At 71.8% G+C, this 16,720-nt stretch carries 14 protein-coding genes; 7 read left to right on the top strand and 7 right to left on the bottom strand.

Annotated features, from left to right (window positions below; translation table 11 throughout):
• Positions 1-18 precede the first annotated feature (18 nt).
• Together ACLQ26_RS29150 and ACLQ26_RS29145 are read left to right on the top strand one after the other, a co-directional pair.
• A complete protein-coding gene (locus ACLQ26_RS29150) occupies positions 19-711 on the top strand; it encodes a hypothetical protein (protein ID WP_425747550.1) in 693 nt (230 codons plus the stop codon).
• A gap of 43 nt (positions 712-754) precedes the next feature.
• Positions 755-2,893, top strand: a complete 2,139-nt coding sequence (locus tag ACLQ26_RS29145; protein ID WP_425747549.1) for an alpha-glucuronidase — start codon at positions 755-757, stop codon at positions 2,891-2,893.
• Between the two features lie 4 nt (positions 2,894-2,897).
• Here the strand turns inward: ACLQ26_RS29145 and manD are convergent, their stop codons facing one another.
• Positions 2,898-4,106: a D-mannonate dehydratase ManD gene (gene manD, locus ACLQ26_RS29140; RefSeq protein ID WP_425747548.1), complete on the bottom strand. Its 1,209-nt coding sequence runs from the start codon at positions 4,104-4,106 to the stop codon at positions 2,898-2,900.
• A gap of 309 nt (positions 4,107-4,415) precedes the next feature.
• Here manD and ACLQ26_RS29135 point away from each other — a divergent pair, with 309 nt between their 5' ends.
• Positions 4,416-5,735 carry an extracellular catalytic domain type 1 short-chain-length polyhydroxyalkanoate depolymerase gene (locus ACLQ26_RS29135; protein WP_425747547.1) on the top strand — a complete coding sequence of 440 codons (1,320 nt, stop codon included), beginning with the start codon at positions 4,416-4,418 and terminating at the stop codon, positions 5,733-5,735.
• Positions 5,736-5,804: 69 nt separating this feature from the next.
• On the opposite strand, the gene ACLQ26_RS29130 is transcribed toward ACLQ26_RS29135, so the two are convergent.
• A complete protein-coding gene (locus ACLQ26_RS29130) occupies positions 5,805-6,500 on the bottom strand; it encodes a methyltransferase domain-containing protein (protein ID WP_425747546.1) in 696 nt (231 codons plus the stop codon).
• A gap of 28 nt (positions 6,501-6,528) precedes the next feature.
• Here ACLQ26_RS29130 and ACLQ26_RS29125 point away from each other — a divergent pair, with 28 nt between their 5' ends.
• Positions 6,529-6,936: a MerR family transcriptional regulator gene (locus ACLQ26_RS29125; RefSeq protein ID WP_425747545.1), complete on the top strand. Its 408-nt coding sequence runs from the start codon at positions 6,529-6,531 to the stop codon at positions 6,934-6,936.
• Here the strand turns inward: ACLQ26_RS29125 and sthA are convergent.
• From sthA to ACLQ26_RS29110, 3 genes are all read right to left on the bottom strand, one after another.
• Positions 6,933-8,336 (bottom strand): Si-specific NAD(P)(+) transhydrogenase, encoded by a 1,404-nt coding sequence (gene sthA, locus ACLQ26_RS29120; RefSeq protein ID WP_393291470.1) that lies wholly within the window; start codon positions 8,334-8,336, stop codon positions 6,933-6,935. The two genes, ACLQ26_RS29125 and sthA, sit on opposite strands and share 4 nt — an antisense overlap.
• Before the next feature lie 53 nt (positions 8,337-8,389).
• Positions 8,390-9,442 carry a fibronectin type III domain-containing protein gene (locus ACLQ26_RS29115; protein WP_425747544.1) on the bottom strand — a complete coding sequence of 351 codons (1,053 nt, stop codon included), beginning with the start codon at positions 9,440-9,442 and terminating at the stop codon, positions 8,390-8,392.
• 429 nt (positions 9,443-9,871) lie between these two features.
• Positions 9,872-10,393, bottom strand: a complete 522-nt coding sequence (locus ACLQ26_RS29110; RefSeq protein ID WP_425747543.1) for a TetR/AcrR family transcriptional regulator — start codon at positions 10,391-10,393, stop codon at positions 9,872-9,874.
• Positions 10,394-10,478: 85 nt separating this feature from the next.
• Between ACLQ26_RS29110 and ACLQ26_RS29105 the strand changes: the two genes are divergently transcribed.
• Positions 10,479-11,426: an oxidoreductase gene (locus tag ACLQ26_RS29105; protein WP_425747542.1), complete on the top strand. Its 948-nt coding sequence runs from the start codon at positions 10,479-10,481 to the stop codon at positions 11,424-11,426.
• Between the two features lie 5 nt (positions 11,427-11,431).
• Here the strand turns inward: ACLQ26_RS29105 and ACLQ26_RS29100 are convergent, their stop codons facing one another.
• Together ACLQ26_RS29100 and ACLQ26_RS29095 are read right to left on the bottom strand one after the other, a co-directional pair.
• Positions 11,432-12,070 (bottom strand): response regulator, encoded by a 639-nt coding sequence (locus tag ACLQ26_RS29100; RefSeq protein WP_266243526.1) that lies wholly within the window; start codon positions 12,068-12,070, stop codon positions 11,432-11,434.
• Positions 12,067-13,269 (bottom strand): sensor histidine kinase, encoded by a 1,203-nt coding sequence (locus ACLQ26_RS29095; RefSeq protein WP_425747540.1) that lies wholly within the window; start codon positions 13,267-13,269, stop codon positions 12,067-12,069. The genes ACLQ26_RS29100 and ACLQ26_RS29095 overlap by 4 nt, the downstream gene beginning before the upstream one ends.
• A 147-nt stretch (positions 13,270-13,416) precedes the next feature.
• Here ACLQ26_RS29095 and ACLQ26_RS29090 point away from each other — a divergent pair, with 147 nt between their 5' ends.
• Both ACLQ26_RS29090 and ACLQ26_RS29085 read left to right on the top strand, forming a co-directional pair.
• The gene (locus ACLQ26_RS29090) at positions 13,417-14,175 is read left to right on the top strand and encodes an ABC transporter ATP-binding protein (RefSeq protein ID WP_425747539.1); all 759 of its coding nucleotides are present in this window, start codon (positions 13,417-13,419) and stop codon (positions 14,173-14,175) included.
• Positions 14,172-16,706, top strand: coding sequence for an FtsX-like permease family protein (locus tag ACLQ26_RS29085; RefSeq protein WP_425747537.1), 2,535 nt, complete (start codon positions 14,172-14,174; stop codon positions 16,704-16,706). Before ACLQ26_RS29090 ends, ACLQ26_RS29085 begins: the two co-directional genes overlap by 4 nt.
• Positions 16,707-16,720: the final 14 nt, after the last annotated feature.

Raw genomic sequence — 16,720 nt, 5'->3', positions numbered from 1 at the left:
AGCACCGAAGAGGACGAGATGACGCCTATCACCGCGCACGCCGGGCGGCAGTTCGGCGACGGCCCCCTGTCCCGGTTCGCGTCCCGCGTCTACATACTGCTCGTGGTGGAGGTGCTGCTCCTCGTCACCACGCTGCCCGGCCTGGTCCCGCTGCTGCTGCTCGGCCGCGACCCCCGCAACCTGCCGCTGGCCGCGCTCCTGCTGCTGCCGGTCGGCCCGGCGATCTGTGCCGCCCTGTACGCACTGCGCCACCAGCCGCCCGATCTGACGGACCTGCGGCCCGCAGCCCTCTTCTGGCGGGGCTACCGGCTCAACGTCGGGGGCGCGCTGAGGGTCTGGGCCCCGACGTTGCTGTGGCTTACCGTGCTCGCGCTGAACCTCGCCTACCGCGCTGCGATAGGCCTCCCGAGGTGGTGGGTGGTCCCGCTGGTAGTGATCGCGGTCGGCGTGACCCTCTGCGCGGCCAACGCGTTGGTGATCACCTCGCTGTACGAGTTCCGCACTCGCGACGTCCTGCGGCTGGCCGTGCACTTTTTCCTCCGTACCCCCGGGGTCACCCTCGGCAACGCCCTGCTGCTCGCCGCGGCGGCCGGGGTCACCGCGGTCTTCTCCGAGGCGGTCCCGATGCTGCTCGCCTCGGTGGTGGCCCTGGCGGTCCTGCGCGTCGGCGACCCGATGATCCACCTGATCCGGAAGGAGTTCACCGCATGAGCCTGTCCGCGACCGCCGAGGTGCGCTTCGACCGGGAGGACACGTGAACGCGTACGAGTCGACGGACCTGGAGGAGTCGATGTTCGTGGCGGAGCCACCGGGCGTCGAGGATCCGCGCGTACATCCCGCCTGGCTCCCACCGGAGGCGTTCCGGGCGCTCGGCGCGCGCCGCGTCCTCGTGCACGGCGACGGGCTGCTCGTCGACACAGTCCTCGACGAGGTGACGCGTGCCTGCGCCCGCTACGGCGGGCGGGTCTGGCATTCGCCCTCCTGGGACGTCGACGTCGACCTGGTCCTCCTCCTGCGCGACGCCGACGAGCTGCCCGGCTCCGCGGTCGAGGCGGCGCGGTCGGCCGGGGAGGCGGCGCTCGTCGACATCGGCGAAGATGCGACGCTCGGCGATGAGGGGTTCCTGCTGACCCGCGCCGGCGACCTGACGGTGCTGCTGGCCGACGCGCCCGCCGGTCTGCTGTACGGGCTGTTCCACGTCGTACGGCTCTGCGCGGCGGCGTTCGACCCCGCCCGTCCACCCGAGTTGCACCGGCCGGCGCTGCGTCGGCGCATGCTGAACCACTGGGACAACGTGGCCGTGCACCCGGTGATGGGTCAGGTCGAACGGGGGTACGCGGGCGGCTCGATCTTCTGGGCCGGCGGCCGTCCGCGCGGGGACCTGGCGCGGATCCGGGAGTACGGGCGGCTGCTGGCCGCCAGCGGGATCAACGCGATCTCGGTGAACAACGTCAACGTCTGTCACGCCGAGGCGCTGCTGCTCACCGACCGGCTCAACGACGTGGCGCAGATCGCGGGCGTGCTGCGCCCGTACGGCATTCGGGTGCACCTGTCGGTCACCTTCGCCGCGCCCGTGGTCCTCGGTGGACTGCCTACCGCCGACCCGTTCGACGAGGACGTGCGGGCCTGGTGGGCGGCCACCACCCGGCGGGTGTACGAGCGCATCGACGACTTCGGCGGCTACGTGGTGAAGGCCGACTCCGAGGGGCAACCGGGCCCGTTCACGTACGGGCGCGACCACGCCGACGGGGCGAACCTGCTCGCCGAGGCGCTCGCCCCGTACGGGGGAGTGGTGCACTGGCGGGCGTTCGTCTACAACCACCACCAGGACTGGCGGGACCGGTCCACCGACCGGGCGCGGGCCGCGTACGACCATTTCGCTCCGCTCGACGGGCGGTTCCGTACCAACGTGGTCCTGCAGGTGAAGTTCGGCCCGGTGGACTTCCAGACGCGTGAGCCGGTCTCGCCGGTGCTCGCCGCCATGCCGGCCACCCGGATCGCTGTGGAGTTGCAGGTCACCCAGGAGTACACGGGTCAGCAGCGGCACGTCTGCCACCTCGGACCGTGCTGGAGCGAGGTGCTGCGCTTCGCGCCCTGGGGCCCCGGCGGGCGGACGATCGCCGACGTGGCCACCGGGGAGGCCGGCACGGGCGGCGGTCTGGTCGCCGTCGCCAACACCGGCGACGACCCCTTCTGGACGGGACACCCGCTGGCGCAGGCCAACCTGTACACGTTCGGCAGGCTCGCCTGGGATCCGCGCCTCGACCCGACGGCGGTCCTCGACGAGTGGATGACGTTGACGTTTCCGCCGTCGGCGACCGCCGAACCGGAGCTGGTGCGGCGGACGCTGCACGAGATCATGGACGACTCCTGGCGGACGTACGAGCGGTACACGGCCCCGCTGGGCGTCGGCTTCATGGTCCATCCCGGCGACCACTACGGGCCCGACGTCGACGGGTACGAGTACTCGCGGTGGGGCACCTACCACTTCGCCGACCGCGACGGTGTCGGCGTCGACCGCAGTCGCGCCTCGGGGACCGGCTTCGCCGGCCAGTACCCGCCCTACTGGGCCGACGTGTACGAGTCGCCGCAGACGTGCCCCGACGAGCTGCTGCTCTTCTTCCACCACGTCCCGTACACACACGTCCTGCACAACGGGTCCACAGTCATCCAGCACATCTACGACACCCACTTCACGGGCGTCGAGGAGGTGACGGTGATGCGGCGGCGGTGGCGGACCCTGAACGGGATGATCGATCCGAGCGTGTACGAGCGGGTGGCCGAACGCCTCGACGAGCAGCTGCGCAGCGCCACCGAGTGGCGGGACCAGATCAACACGTACTTCTTCCGCAAGTCCGGGATACCCGACGCGCGGGGGCGGCGCATCCACTGACCACTCACCAGGGGTGCACGGTTCCGTCCTCCAACCGGTTCACCGGCAGGTACGCGGGCGCGTACGGGTAGCGCGCCGCCGCCTCCTCGTCGATGTCGACGCCCAGCCCGGGGGTCTCGGCGGGATGCAGGTAGCCGTCGGCGTAGTGGTAGCCGTGCGGGAACACCTCGTCGGTCTGCGCGGTGTGCCGCATGTACTCCTGGAGCCCGAAGTTGGGGATCGAGATGTCGAGCTGGAGCGCGGCGGCCATGCAGACGGGCGACAGGTCGGTGGCGCCGTGTGAGCCGCTGCGGACGTGGTGCAGCGCCGCGAGGTCGAAGATTCGGCGCAGGTGGGTGATGCCGCCCGCGTGCACCACGGTGGCCCGGATGTAGTCGATGAGCTGCTCCCGGATGAGCTGCGCCGCGTCGAAGACGCTGTTGAAGACCTCGCCCACGGCGATCGGGGTGGTGGTGTGCTGCCGGATCAGCCGGAAGCCCTCCTGGAGGTCGGCGGGGACCGGATCCTCCATCCAGGTCAGCGCGTAGGGCTCCAGACTCTGGCCGAGCCGGGCCGCCTCGATGGGCGTGAGCCTGTGGTGCACGTCGTGCAGCAGCCGCAGGGTGGGGCCGAACTCGTCGCGGACCCGGGCGAACACGCTTGGCACGTGCGACAGGTAGCGCGGCGTCGACCAGGTGGCCTCGCTGGGCAGCGCCGCGTCGGCCGGCTCGTAGAAGAGCTTGTCGGCGCTGACCCCGTACGTCTTGGGCAGGCCCGGCACCCCGCACTGCACCCGCACGGCCCGGTAGCCGAGGTCGACGTAGCGGGCGACCTCGACAAGCACCTCCTCGATGGTCTCGCCGTTGGCGTGGCCGTACACCGTGACGCCCTCGCGGGACCGGCCGCCGAGCAACTGGTAGACCGGCAGGCCCGCGACCTTGCCCTTGATGTCCCACAGCGCGGTGTCCACCGCGGCGATCGCGCTCATCGTGACCGGCCCGCGCCGCCAGTACGCGCCCTGGTACAGGGACTGCCAGGTGTCCTCGATCCGCGCCGGGTCCCGGCCGATCAGCAGGGGCGCCACGTGGTCGCGCAGGTACGACGCGACGGCCAGCTCCCGCCCGTTGAGGGTGGCGTCCCCGACGCCTGTGACGCCCTCGTCAGTGACGATCTTGAGGGTGACGAAGTTGCGGCCCGGACAGGTCACGATGACCCGGGCGTCGACGATCTTCACTCGATCTCCTTCGTGCCTGCGGGAGTCGGGTGAGGACGCTCGCAGGGGGGTCACGCGAGGACGGTTTGCTTATCGAGAACATGCCGATAATAGCCCGCCGACAGCTGGCGGTGAACGGTGCCGTCGGACCGTGCTCGTGCGCAGGTGGCCGCCCAATCCCTTGCGCCGAAAGGTTTCCGGAAACCTTGACAATCGAGTGTGCTCGATTGAAGCTGACATCGGTCACGCGAGCCGCGGTCACGGTCGGGCGAAGGGCAGTCCTCGACTCACCCCCCTTCCATGCGCCACTCTCCCGAGGAATCGCGAACCATGACACTGAAGACAAGGATGGTCGGCGTCGTCACGGCGGTCGTGACACTTGCCGCCGCCGCGCTGGCCTTCGCCACGCCGGCGTCCGCGGCGACGCTCACCCAGGTGACCGGCTTCGGCACCAACCCCACAAACCTCCAGATGCACCTGTACGTCCCGGACCGGGTGGCTTCCCGGCCGGCGATCCTGCTCGCCCTGCACTACTGCACCGGATCAGGCCCCGCCTTCCACTCCGGCACGCAGTACGCGTCACTCGCCGACCGGTACGGCTTCATCGTCATCTACCCGTCGGTGACCCGCAGCAGCAAGTGCTGGGACGTGGCCTCGCCGCAGGCGCTGCGCCGAGGTGGCGGCAGTGACCCGGTCGGGCTCATGTCGATGGTCGACTACGTCAAGCAGCGGTACTCGGCCGACCCGGACCGCGTCTTCGCCACCGGCACCTCGTCGGGCGCGATGATGACGAACGTCATGCTCGGTGACTACCCGGACGTGTTCGCGGCAGGGTCGTCCTTCGCCGGGGTGCCGTTCGCCTGCTTCGCCACCGGGGGAACCTCGGAGTGGAACAGCGAGTGCGCGAACGGCCAGCTCATCAAGACCGCGCAGCAGTGGGGGGACCTGGTCCGCGGGGCGTACCCCGGCTACACCGGCCGGCGACCGCGGATGCAGATCTGGCACGGCACCAACGACGACACCCTGCGCTACCCGAACTTCGGCGAGCAGATCAAGCAGTGGACAAACGTGCACGGGCTCAGCCAGACCCCGACGTACACCGACTCCCCGCAGTCCGGGTACACCCGCACCCGGTACGGCAGCAGCGGCCCGATGGCGCCGGTAGAGGCGATCAGCATGCAGGGCGTCACGCACAACCTGCCTGTCGACGCCGCTCAGGTGATCCGCTTCTTCGGGCTGGACGGCACGACCCCGCCGCCGCCGACGACCCCGCCGCCGACGACCCCGCCGCCGACCACTCCGCCGCCGACCACGCCTCCGCCCACGACCCCGCCGCCCACCACCCCGCCTCCGGGGTCGGGTGACTGCGCCGCGACGGTGACGGTGAACCAGTGGACCGGCGGCTTCGTGGCGAACGTACGGGTGACGGCCGGTTCGTCGGCCCTCAACGGTTGGGCCGTGACGATCGCGTTGCCGTCCGGCGCGACTGTCACAAACGCGTGGAGCGCCGACCGCAGCGGCAACACCGGCACGACGAGCTGGAGGAACGTGTCGTACAACGGTCAGGTCGGCGCGGGACAGTCCACCGAGTTCGGCTTCCAGGGCACCGGCACCGCAGGAAGCCTCAGCCCGACCTGCGCGGCGGGCTGACGGAACCTCGGCCGGTGCGGAGGGTGGCCCGGACCCTCCGCACCGGCCGGCACGTCCCTGCCCGGGGCGCTATCTCCGGGCGGCGACGAGGAACATCGGCACGACGACGAGGACCCGGTTCCTGCGGGCGCGCTCGGCCTGCTCGGCGAGCCAGCTCTCGTCGTCGCTGATCCGTCGCAGCAGAGCCAGGGCCTTCTCATTGGTGAACACGCTTGTGTGCACTTCGACGACCGGGTCGGCGAAACCGGCGTCGAGCAGCAGGTTGCGATACCCGCGGGCAACGCGCGGCGACGGGAGCGAGTCCGCCTTGGCGTGGACGATCCGACGGGTGGTCTCCGGCTCGTCCGAGTCGATGGCGATCAGGTCCCAGTCCTGGCCGAGCAGCACAGCCCGGCCGCCCGGCGCGAGCACCCGGCGGGCCTCGGCCACGGCTCGCGCCGGGTCGTCGAGCACGTGCAGCACCTTGTCCGCCCGGTAGCGGGTGGCCGAGCCGGTCTCGAGCGGCAGTTCGGCGGCGTCGCCGACGTGGAACTCGCCGGCCGGCCAGCGCTCCCGGGCCACGGCGATCATCTCGGGGTCGAGGTCGACGCCGACCGCGTGGGCCCCGCGCTGGGCCAGCTCGGCGACGGCGCGGCCACTGCCACAGCCGGCGTCGACGACGGTGCGGCCGCTGAGGTCGCCGAGCAACTCGTAGGAACGGGCACGCAGCTCGACGGCCGCGGGCTCGCTCTCCATGGCATCGAGGACAGCTAGAAGACTGGACATGCCGGCCATGGTCGGACTTAATGTCGACATGACGTCAAGTCCGCTGACGATCGGAGTGGTGGCCGATCACTTCGGCCTGCCAACGCACGTCCTGCGGCACTGGGAATCGGTGGGCCTGCTCGCGCCGGCCCGCGTCACCGGCGGCCGCCGCCGCTACACACGCGACGACCTGTACCGGGTGGCCTCGATCCTGCGCGCCAAGCAGGCCGGCCTGCCGCTGCCGGACATCCGGGCGTTCCTCGCCGCACACGACCCGGCCGCCCGCAAGGACGTGCTGCGCCGCAACCACGACGCGCTGCAGGCCAGGATGGCGGCGCTACGGTCGGCGCTCGACCTGCTGGAGGCCGGGTTGAACTGCACCCACGAGGACATCTCGACCTGCCCGAACTACCGCACCCATCTCGCCGAACTCGTGGACGCCGGAACCACGCCCTAACCGTCGATGCGGGTGATGTTGCGAATCTTGTTGGAGGCGTCCAACGCGGCGACCTTGTACGCCTCGGCCAGGGTCGGGTAGTTGAACACGGCGTCGACCAGGTAGTCGATCGTGCCGCCGCAGCCGATCACCGCCTGGCCGATGTGGACGATCTCGGTGGCAGCGGTGCCGAACACGTGCACCCCGAGCAGCCGCCCGTCCTCGGGGGAGACGAGCAGCTTCAGCATCCCGTACGAGTCGCCCACGATCTGGCCACGGGCCAACTCGCGGTAGCGCGCGATGCCCACCTCGAACGGCGTCGACGCGTCGGTCAGCTCGGCCTCGGTCTGACCGACGAAACTGATCTCCGGGATGGTGTAGATGCCTATCGGTTGCAGGCCGTGCATCTCCCGGATCGGCTCGCCGCAGGCGTGCTGCGCGGCCAGCCGGCCCTGCTCCATCGAGGTGGAAGCCAACGCCGGGAAGCCGATCACGTCGCCGACGGCGTAGATGTTGTCGACCGGGGTGCGGTAGTTGGCGTCGACGGCGATCCGACCGCGCCGGTCCGCCTCCAGGCCGGCCGCCTCCAACGCCAGGTCGTCGGTCTGGCCCTGCCGGCCCGCCGAGTACATGACGGTGTCCGCGACGATCTTCTTGCCGCTCTTGAGAATGCACAGCGCCGCCGTCTGGTGCTTCTCCACCGCGGCGACCTCCTCGCCGAAGCGGAACGCCACCGACAGGTCGCGCAGGTGGTACTTCAGCGACTCGACGACCTCGTCGTCGCAGAACTCGAGCATCCGCTCGCGGCGCTCCACGACTGTCACCTTGGTGCCGAGGGCGGCGAACATCGACGCGTACTCCATGCCGATCACGCCGGCGCCGACCACGACCATGCTGCGCGGAACGGCCTGGAGGTTGATGACGCCGTCGGAGTCCACGATGGTCCGGTCGTCGAAGTCGACGCTGTCGGGGCGGGCCGGGCGGGTGCCGGCCGCGATGACGGCCTTGTCGAACGTCACCTTCGACTCGCGCCCCGAGCCGGCGTCGACCCAGATGGAGTGCGCGTCCGCGAAACGCCCCGTCCCGGTGATCATCGCGACGCGGTTGCGGGCGAGCTGGTTACGGATGACATCGGTCTGTCGGGTGATCACGTGCTGCGTACGGGCGGCCAGGTCGCTGACCGTGATGTCCTCCTTGACCCGGTAGCTGCTGCCGTACAGGTCACGCTGGCTCAGGCCGGTCAGATAGAGCACCGCCTCGCGCAGCGTCTTGGACGGAACGGTGCCGGTGTTGATGCACACCCCACCGAGCATGTCGCGGCGATCCACGATGCCGACCCGCCTGCCGAGCTTCGCGGCGGCGATCGCGGCCTTCTGACCGCTGGGTCCGGAGCCCAGCACCAACAGGTCGTAGTCATACACGATCGTTAGCGTCGCAAGATGTCGCCGTGGACGCCAGACCCCGGACGCGAGCGTTACCTGTCTGCCACCACGCAGACGCCGCCGTTCAGCGTGACCTCCTCCGGCAGCTGCGTACCGGTGGCGACGACGCCCAGCGACACGGCGCCGCCGGGCCTGATCACCGCGTTGTGGCGGGTGTTGCGCACCCGCAGGTAACTGTTGTTCGGTCGGTCGACGACCTGCGCGCCCCAGAGGGCCCGCAACTCCTGACTGGCCCAGAACCGCCAAGTCATCGTCCAGCCGTTCACCGCCGTCGTGCCGGTGTTCTCGACGGAGAGGTACGCCACGAAGCCGCCCGACCTCTGCCGGACGACGGTGCGGACCGCGCAGCTCGGCGGTGGCGCCAGGGTGGTCACGGTGACCGGCGGTGACAGCGCCGACCAGTTGCCCGCCTCGTCGCGGGCGCGGACCACGAAGGTGTACGTCGTGTTCGGCGTCAACCCGCTGACCTGGGCGACGGTGGGCCTCGGCGGGAACTGGTACAGCTCCCTGACCAGTGTCAGCTGACCGCCGGCGTCGACCCGGTACACCTCGTACCGGTCCAGCACGACGTTCTCGGTCGAGGGGGCCCAGCGCAGCCACACCAGTGTGGCGGCGACGTCGTACGCGACCGGCTGACCCGGTGCGCTCGGTGCCTGGTCGTCGCCCGGTGGCATGGTCAACCGCAACGTCGGGCTCGACGGTGAGCGGTTTCCCGCCGCGTCCAGCCCGGCGACCCCGAAGATGTAGGTGCGCGACGGCCCCAGGTCGGTGATGCGGATGCTGTTGGTGTCGGTCGACCACGTCCGGCCGTTGTCCTCGAACCGCGCCGACACCACGTAGCCGACCACGCCCACGTTGTCGGTCGACGCGGGCCAGGTCAGTTCAAGCCAGGTGGTGCCGCTGGCCACGACCGTGATCGGGCCGGGGGCGGTGGGCGACTCGGTGTCGTCGACGGCGGCGTACGCCGGGCTCGCGCCCACCCCGCCGATCGCGCTCACCGTGCCCAGCGCGGCCATCAGTGCGGCGACGGCCAGTACGGCGACGCCTCTCGGCCGGGGCCTACTTCGGATTGGATGATCACGCACGATGAATCCCTCGCCTCCGGTTGTCCGCAGCGGGCCGGCGATTCACTTCCGTCAATGCTAGGTCACCGACGAACGGAAGGATGCCCCGTCCAACGCGGTAGCGCGGCTTCTCGGCTGCCGATCGCGCCGGCGGGCGGGGTGTCGTCGCTTCCTTTCGAGCTGATTCGTTCACGGCATCACCAGCGGACGGGCGGTGGGCGCCGGTGGATCGTGCGGCGGGCGGGGCCGGGGCGCGTGCGGTCGGGACGGCTCGGCTTGCTCGCGGACGACGGCGTGCCGCTGATTCGTTCTCGGCATCAGCTCCAAAGGCTCCGAATCACGCCCTTCCACCTCTTGGTGGGTCGTCGCCGAGTCGCTGACGGGCGACCCGGCCATGCCGGTCGTCGCCGGGTCGTCGCCGGAGCGCCGCCGTGCTGCCTGCTGCCGGGCTCAGGTGCCGGTTATGGTCGGTCCAGGGCGTAGGCCGGCGATGACGATCCGGACGAGGTCGATGTCGCCGCGGTGGCGTGCGGTCGCGACGCAGCCGACGACGAGGGCTTGCAGGTCGTCGGGCGTGATGTCCGGGCGGATGGTTCGGGCCCGCTGTGCTCGTTGCAGGAGTTCGGCGAAGGCGGCGTGCAGGGCGGCGTCGGCGTCGGCGGGAACCTGGTAACCGCCATCAGTCAGGGCGTCGGCGACAGCCCGATTGGCGAGGCCAGCCTCGACCATGTGCGCGAAGAACTCGGTGAAGTCGATGCCAGAGCGGGCCTTGGCGGTCATGGCGTGGATGCGGTCGAGCACGACGGCCTCGATGAGCGATTCCTTGGTGGGGAAGTGCCGGTAGACGGTGCCGGCGCCGACGCCGGCACGGCGGGCGATCTCGTCGATGGGAACTCCGACGCCTTCGGTGGCGAGGACGTCATAGGCGGTGTCGAGAATGCGCTGGCGGTTGCGGCGAGCGTCGGCGCGCACAGGGCCTCCTGAAGGTTATCGACAAGCGGGGCGAGCGTTCCGTATAGTCCGAAGCGGGGCGACCGTTCCGAATATAGGAGGCGTCATGTGGCGTACGCGAGACATCCCCCTGCTCAACGGCGCCACCGTGCTGGTGACCGGCGCCAGCGCCGGTATCGGCCTGGAGACGGCAAGGGCGTTGGCCGGCCGTGGAGCCCACGTCGTGCTCGGTGTCCGCGACATCGCACGTGGTGCCGACGCCGCGCGCGTGTTGACCGGCACGAGCAGCGTGCTCTCGGTCGACCTGGCATCCCTCGCTTCCGTGCGGCGGGCGGCAACCCAGTTCCGTGAGCGCTTCGACCGTCTGGACATCCTGGTGAACAACGCCGGTCTTTGGTGGCAGCCGGCGCGCCGGACCGAGGACGGCTTCGAATCGCAGGTAGGCGTCAACCATCTCGGCCACTTCGCACTGACCGGCCTCCTGCTCGACATGCTCGAACGATCGCCGTCCGGCCGGGTCGTCACCGTCAGCAGCAAGGCGGCGAGCGGGGGCTCCGTCACCGACCTCGACCCCCGCAGCCTCGACCGGTACCGGCCGACGACCGCCTACAACGCCTCGAAGCTCGCCAACCTGCTCTTCGCGTTCGAACTGCAGCACCGGCTCACCGACGCCGGTTGCTCGACGATCAGCCTCGCGGCACATCCCGGAGGAGCGCGGACCTCGCTGTTCCGGGATGCTTCGCCCGGGTTCCGGCTGGCCAACGCAACAGTCGGTTGGCTGTTCACCCAGTCAGCCGGGCGCGGCGCGCTGCCAGTGCTCCGTGCTGCCACCGACCCACACGCTTCCGGCGGCGAATACTACGGCCCAGGCGGCCTTGGGCAGTTCAAGGGCGCACCGAAGCCGCAGCGGCCACCGCTCAGCGCCACCGACCGCGGCCAGCAACGACGATTGTGGACAGTCTCCGAGGAAGCAACAGGCGTGACATACGCTCCGCTATCTCAGCCACCCGCAACGCGACAAGCCGCCAACGCCGATCCGTCCTGGATCGCCTGACAGCATCAGCCGACGAGGCGGCGTTCCCAGGCCCAGGCGGCGATCTCGACGCGGTTGCGGGCCGGGAGCTTCGTCTGCACGCTGGCGAGGTGGGTCTTGACGGTGCCGACGGCGATGAAGAGCTGACCGGCGATCTCGGCGTTGGTCAGCCCTCGCGCGACGAGCTTCACGACGTCGAGTTCCCGCGGGGACAGGCCGGCGTCGTCCCGCGGCGCGGTGGGCGGGCTGAGGTGCTCCAGCAGTCGTACGGTGATGGACGGGCTGATCAGCGCATCGCCGGAGACTGCCGCGCGGACCGCCTCGACGAGCAGCGCCGGGCCTGAATCCTTCAGGAGGAAGCCGCAGGCGCCGTTGGACAGGGCGGTGTGCACGTACTCGTCGAGGTCGAAGGTCGTCACCACGACCACCCGCACCGGGTCGGCGACGCCCGGCCCGGCGAGCAGCCGCAACGCCTCCAGGCCGTCGAGGCGGGGCATGCGGATGTCCAGCAGCACCACGTCCGGGCGCAGCCGCCGAGCCATCTCGACGGCGGCGACCCCGTCGGCGGCCTCGCCGACCACCGCCATGTCCGGCTGCGCGCCGATGATCATGCTGAAGCCGGTCCGGACCATCGCCTGGTCGTCGGCGATCAGCACCCGGATCATCGGGTCACCGCCGACCGCAGCGGGAACGCGGCGTCGAGAACCCAGCCGCCGGAGATGCCCGGCCCTGCGGTGATCGTGCCGCCGAGGGCGCGTACCCGTTCGGTGAGGCCGAGTAGACCGAAACCGTGGCCCCGGGCGGGAGCGGAACGCGGGGACGCGCCGTCGTCGGCGACCCGGACCAGGAGCCAGTCCGGCGTACGGCGCACGGACACGGCCACCGACCGGGCGTCCGGGGCGTGCTGGCGGGCGTTGGTCAGCCCCTCCATCACCACCCGGTACGCCGACGTCGACACCTCCACCGGCAGCCCGTCGAGCGGACCGTCGACGTACAGCTGGGCCGGTGTGGTCGTGGTGCCGTTGTGGCCCTCCAGCAGCGGCGCGAGATCGGCCACGCCGGCCAGCGGAGCGAGGGGGGCGTCCGGCGGGGCGTCCGGATTGCGCAGCACGCCGACCATCCGTCGCATCGAGGCCATCGTCTCCGCGCCGGCCCGCTCGATCTGCTCCAGCGCCACGATCACCCGTTGCGGGTCCTGCTCGGCGACGAACCGGGCGCCCTGCGCCTGCACCACGATGCCCGTCACGTGGTGGGCGATGAAGTCGTGCAGGTCGCGAGCGAATTCGGCGCGCTGTTCGGCCCGTACCAACGCGATGGCCCGCGCCCGCCCGGCGGCGACGACGCGCAGGTAGATCCCGGCGGCGGCGGCGCCGACCGCGCCGAGCGCCTGGAGCAGCCCGAAGATCACGTAGACGTACTCGGCACCGGCGCGCAGCGGCAGCGCGGCGGCGGCGAGCGCGGCGAGCACCGCCGCCCACGGAGCGAGCCGTGCCGCGCCCCACCGGGTCACCACGAACACCACAGCGATCATCCCGGCGGACTCGGCCAGCCCCCAGCTGCCGCCGAACAGATAGCTGCCGCTCGCGCTGAGCACCACGAAGCCGAAGGTGACGGCGAGTGAGATCGCGCCGAGCACGAGCGCCGCGAGCGGCAACGACCGGGACCCCTGCCGGTGCACGGGCAGCCAGACCACAGCGGTCAGCAGCGCCAACCCCACCTGCACCAGGGCGCGCAGGGCTTCGACCGCGCCCGCCCCGGTGTAGAGGCCGTAGCGCAGATCAAAGGCACCGAGCAGGGCCAGCGCCGCCAGACCGGCGAGCTGACCCAGACGTACCCACCATGTCGAGAATCTCGGCGCGTTCATCGTGACCCAGCGTAGCCAGGTGGGCGGCGCGGGCAGATCGGCCGAAAGACAGACCCGGCGGGGGAGTTCCCCGACCGCGGGCCGATGTGGCGTCCACCCGACGCGGGCGAGGCTTCCCGGGTCACATCGCAGCCACTGGAGGAACCCATGACAACCCACGCCCCGCCGCCGATCGGGCAGGCCGCCGTCGCCGCGGTCGACCTGGTGAAGGTGTACGGCAGCGGCGACACCGCGGTCCGCGCCCTGGACGGCGTCTCGGTCGGCTTCGGCCGGGCCGAGTTCACCGCGATCATGGGCTCGTCCGGGTCCGGCAAGTCGACGCTCATGCACTGCCTGGCCGGCCTGGACACGGCGACCTCCGGCCGGGTCCTGCTCGGCGGCACGGAGCTGACCGGTCAGTCCGACCGTACCCTGACCCGCGCACGCCGCGAACGGATCGGCTTCGTCTTCCAGGCGTTCAACCTGCTGCCGCAGCTCACCGCCGCGCAGAACATCACGCTGCCGCTGGACCTCGCCGGCCGGGAACCCGACCGTGACCTGTTCGCGCACCTCGTCGACGTGCTGGGCCTCGGGCAGCGGCTCGGGCACCGGCCCAGCGAACTCTCCGGCGGCCAGCAACAGCGGGTGGCGCTGGCCCGGGCGCTGGTGTCACGGCCCGAGGTCGTCTTCGCCGACGAGCCGACAGGCAACCTCGACTCCCGCTCCGGGGCGGAGGTCCTCGCCATCCTGCGCGACTCGGTACGCGACCTGGGCCAGACGGTCGTCATGGTCACCCACGATCCGATCGCGGCCGCGTACGCCGACCGGGTGGTGCTGCTCGCCGACGGCCGGGTCGCCGGCGAGATCGCCGCGCCGAACCAGGACTCGGTCACCGACGCGCTGCGCGAGCTGGCGGTGCCCGCGTGAGGGCGACGGTGCTGCGTACCCAGGTGAGCGCCGCGGCCCGACGCCCGGGTCGACTGGTCCTGACCGGCCTGGCGATCCTCGTCGCGTCGTTCGTCGTCTTCGGCACCGTCCTGGCGCAGGACATCACCGAACGGACCGCGCGGGACAACCTCAGCGGCACCCCTGCCGCCACCGACCTCGTCATCGGTGACCCGGAGCAGCAGCCGCCCACCGTGGCGGCCCTTCGCGACGTCCGCGCCCTGCCCGGCGTCACCGAGGCGGTGGGCCGGATGACTGTCGGGGTCTCCCTGGCGGAGGGCTACCTCAACCTGCGGGCCGACCCGGGCACCGGCCCGCTGGCGACCGTCCGCCTGGTCGAGGGCAGCTACCCGGACCAGCTCGGCGAGATCGCGGTGACCCGGCGTACCGTCGAGCGGCTCGGGCTGGCTGTCGGCACCCTGACCACCGGGACGGGAGGCGAGCGCACCACCGGGGCGCCGCTGACCGTGACCGGCGTGGTCGACACCCCGGACGACGGTGGTTACGACGCGTACGCCCCGGACGACGTCGTGGCCGCGTGGGGTCAGGTGAGCACCGTCGAGCGGATCGACGTGCGGACGGCCGCCGGCGCGGCGGAGACGGTTCGCCAGCGGGTGACCGCGGCGGTCCCGGCCGGTCAGCCGATCCGCTCCGGCGCGGAGGTGCGCGACGCCGAGGCCAACGCGGCGGCCGAGCAGGTGGGACGTCTGTTCGCGCTTGTCGGCATGTTCGTCGCGGTCGCGGTGGTCGCCGCGGGGCTGGTGCTCACCTCCACGTTCCGCATCGTCTTCGCCCAGCGGATGCAGCACCTCGCGCTGCTGCGGGCGGTGGGCGCGGGCCGCGGCGCGCTGGTGGGCGCGCTGACCGCCGAGGGTGCCCTGACCGGGCTGGTCGCGGGCGTGGTGGGAGTCGCCGGCGCCCTGGCCGTCGGCCAGCTCCTCCCCATGGCCCTACGCGCCTCGGGCCTGGCGGTCTCGTCGCCGGGCCTGTCGCCGGGGGCGGCGGTAGCGGTGGTGCTCGGCGCGGTCGTCGTCACAGTGGTGGCGGTCCTGGCGCCGGCGTTCTCCGCCGCCCGGGTCTCGCCCCTGGAGGCGCTGCGGGCGGCCAGCGTCACCGCCGGACGGCGCGGCATCGGGGTCCCGCGTCTGGTGTCCGGCGCGCTGCTGGTGCTCGGCGCTCTGCTGGCCGGCGTCGCGGCGGTGCGGCGGTTGCCGACGCCGGATCAGGAGTCCTACGACCCGAGCGCGGCGCTGCTGCTGCTGGTCACCTCGGGAGCGCTGGCGTTCTTCGCACTGGTCGCCCTCGGGCCGCTGTTGGTGCGCCCGGTGCTGGCCGTGGCCGGTTGGCCGTTGCGCCAGGTCGGCCCGCTGGGGCGGTTGGCGGTCGGCGGGATCGGTGGGACGCCGCGGCGGGCCGCCGCTGTCTCCGTCGTGGTCGCGCTCGGCGTGACCCTGATCTCCGGCGTGCTCATCGGCGGAGCGTCGATGCGTGTCGTCGCGGATCGCGACATGGCCCTCTCCGCGCCTGCCGACTTCGAGGTGTCCGGCAGCGAGGGCGCGACCGTACCGGTGGCCGTCGTGACACGGGCGCGGGCGGCGCACGGCGCGCTGACCAGGGTGGTGCCGTACCGGATGGTCTACGACGTCGCGCTGATGCGGGGCGCCGAACGGCTCGGCGACGCCGAGTCCGGGTATTCGACGACCGACCTCGACATGTCGGCGCTGCCGAGGATCGCCGACCTGGACGTGGCGCAGGGCAACCTCGCCGACCGTGGACCCGGCCGGATCGTGCTCGGCGACTGGGCCGCCCGCAACGCCGGGCTGCACGCCGGCGACACCGTCACCCTCGCCCGGGACGGCCGGACGGTCGACGTACGGGTGGCGGCGGTCCTGCCCGACCGTGGCCCCCTGTACGCGGGAATCCTCGTCGACCGGGCCGACCTGGACCGGATCGGCGGGCCGACGGCGTACACCGGTCTGCTGGCCGACGCGGCAGGCGCGGGTGAGGATGGGCGTACCGCCGGGTTGCGGGCGCTGCGGCAGGCGATCGGGAACGGCGCCGGACTCGGCATCGGGGTGCTCGCCGACGAGCGGGACCGCAACGACGCGATGCTGAACGCCCTGGTCGGGATCACCGCCGGCCTGGTCAGCCTGACCGTGCTGATCGCGGTGGTCGGGGTGGGCTCCACGACCGCGCTGTCGGTGGTCGAGCGGGTACGCGAGTCCGGGCTGCTACGCGCCGTCGGTCTGTCCCGGGCGGGCCTGCGCGCGATGCTCACCGTCGAGTCCGGCCTGTACGGGGTGATCGGTGCGAGCTTCGGTCTGCTGCTCGGTGTCCCGTACTCCTGGTTGGTGGTGCGGGCGCTCGGGCTCAACGCGCCGCTGTCGCTGCCGGTGCTGCAACTGGTCGGGCTCTTCGCGGCGCTTGTCGGGCTGACCGCGCTGGCCGGCGTGCTGCCGGCGCGGCGGGCGTCGCGGGTCAGCCCGGTGGTGGCGTTGGGGATCGAGGGCTGACCACCGCCCCGGCC

The sequence above is a fragment of the Micromonospora sp. DT43 genome (assembly GCF_049841645.1).
Classification (GTDB): Bacteria; Actinomycetota; Actinomycetes; order Mycobacteriales; family Micromonosporaceae; genus Micromonospora.
The sequence above is the reverse complement of the archived record's forward strand: the minus strand, read 5'-3'. Positions and strand labels throughout refer to the sequence as shown.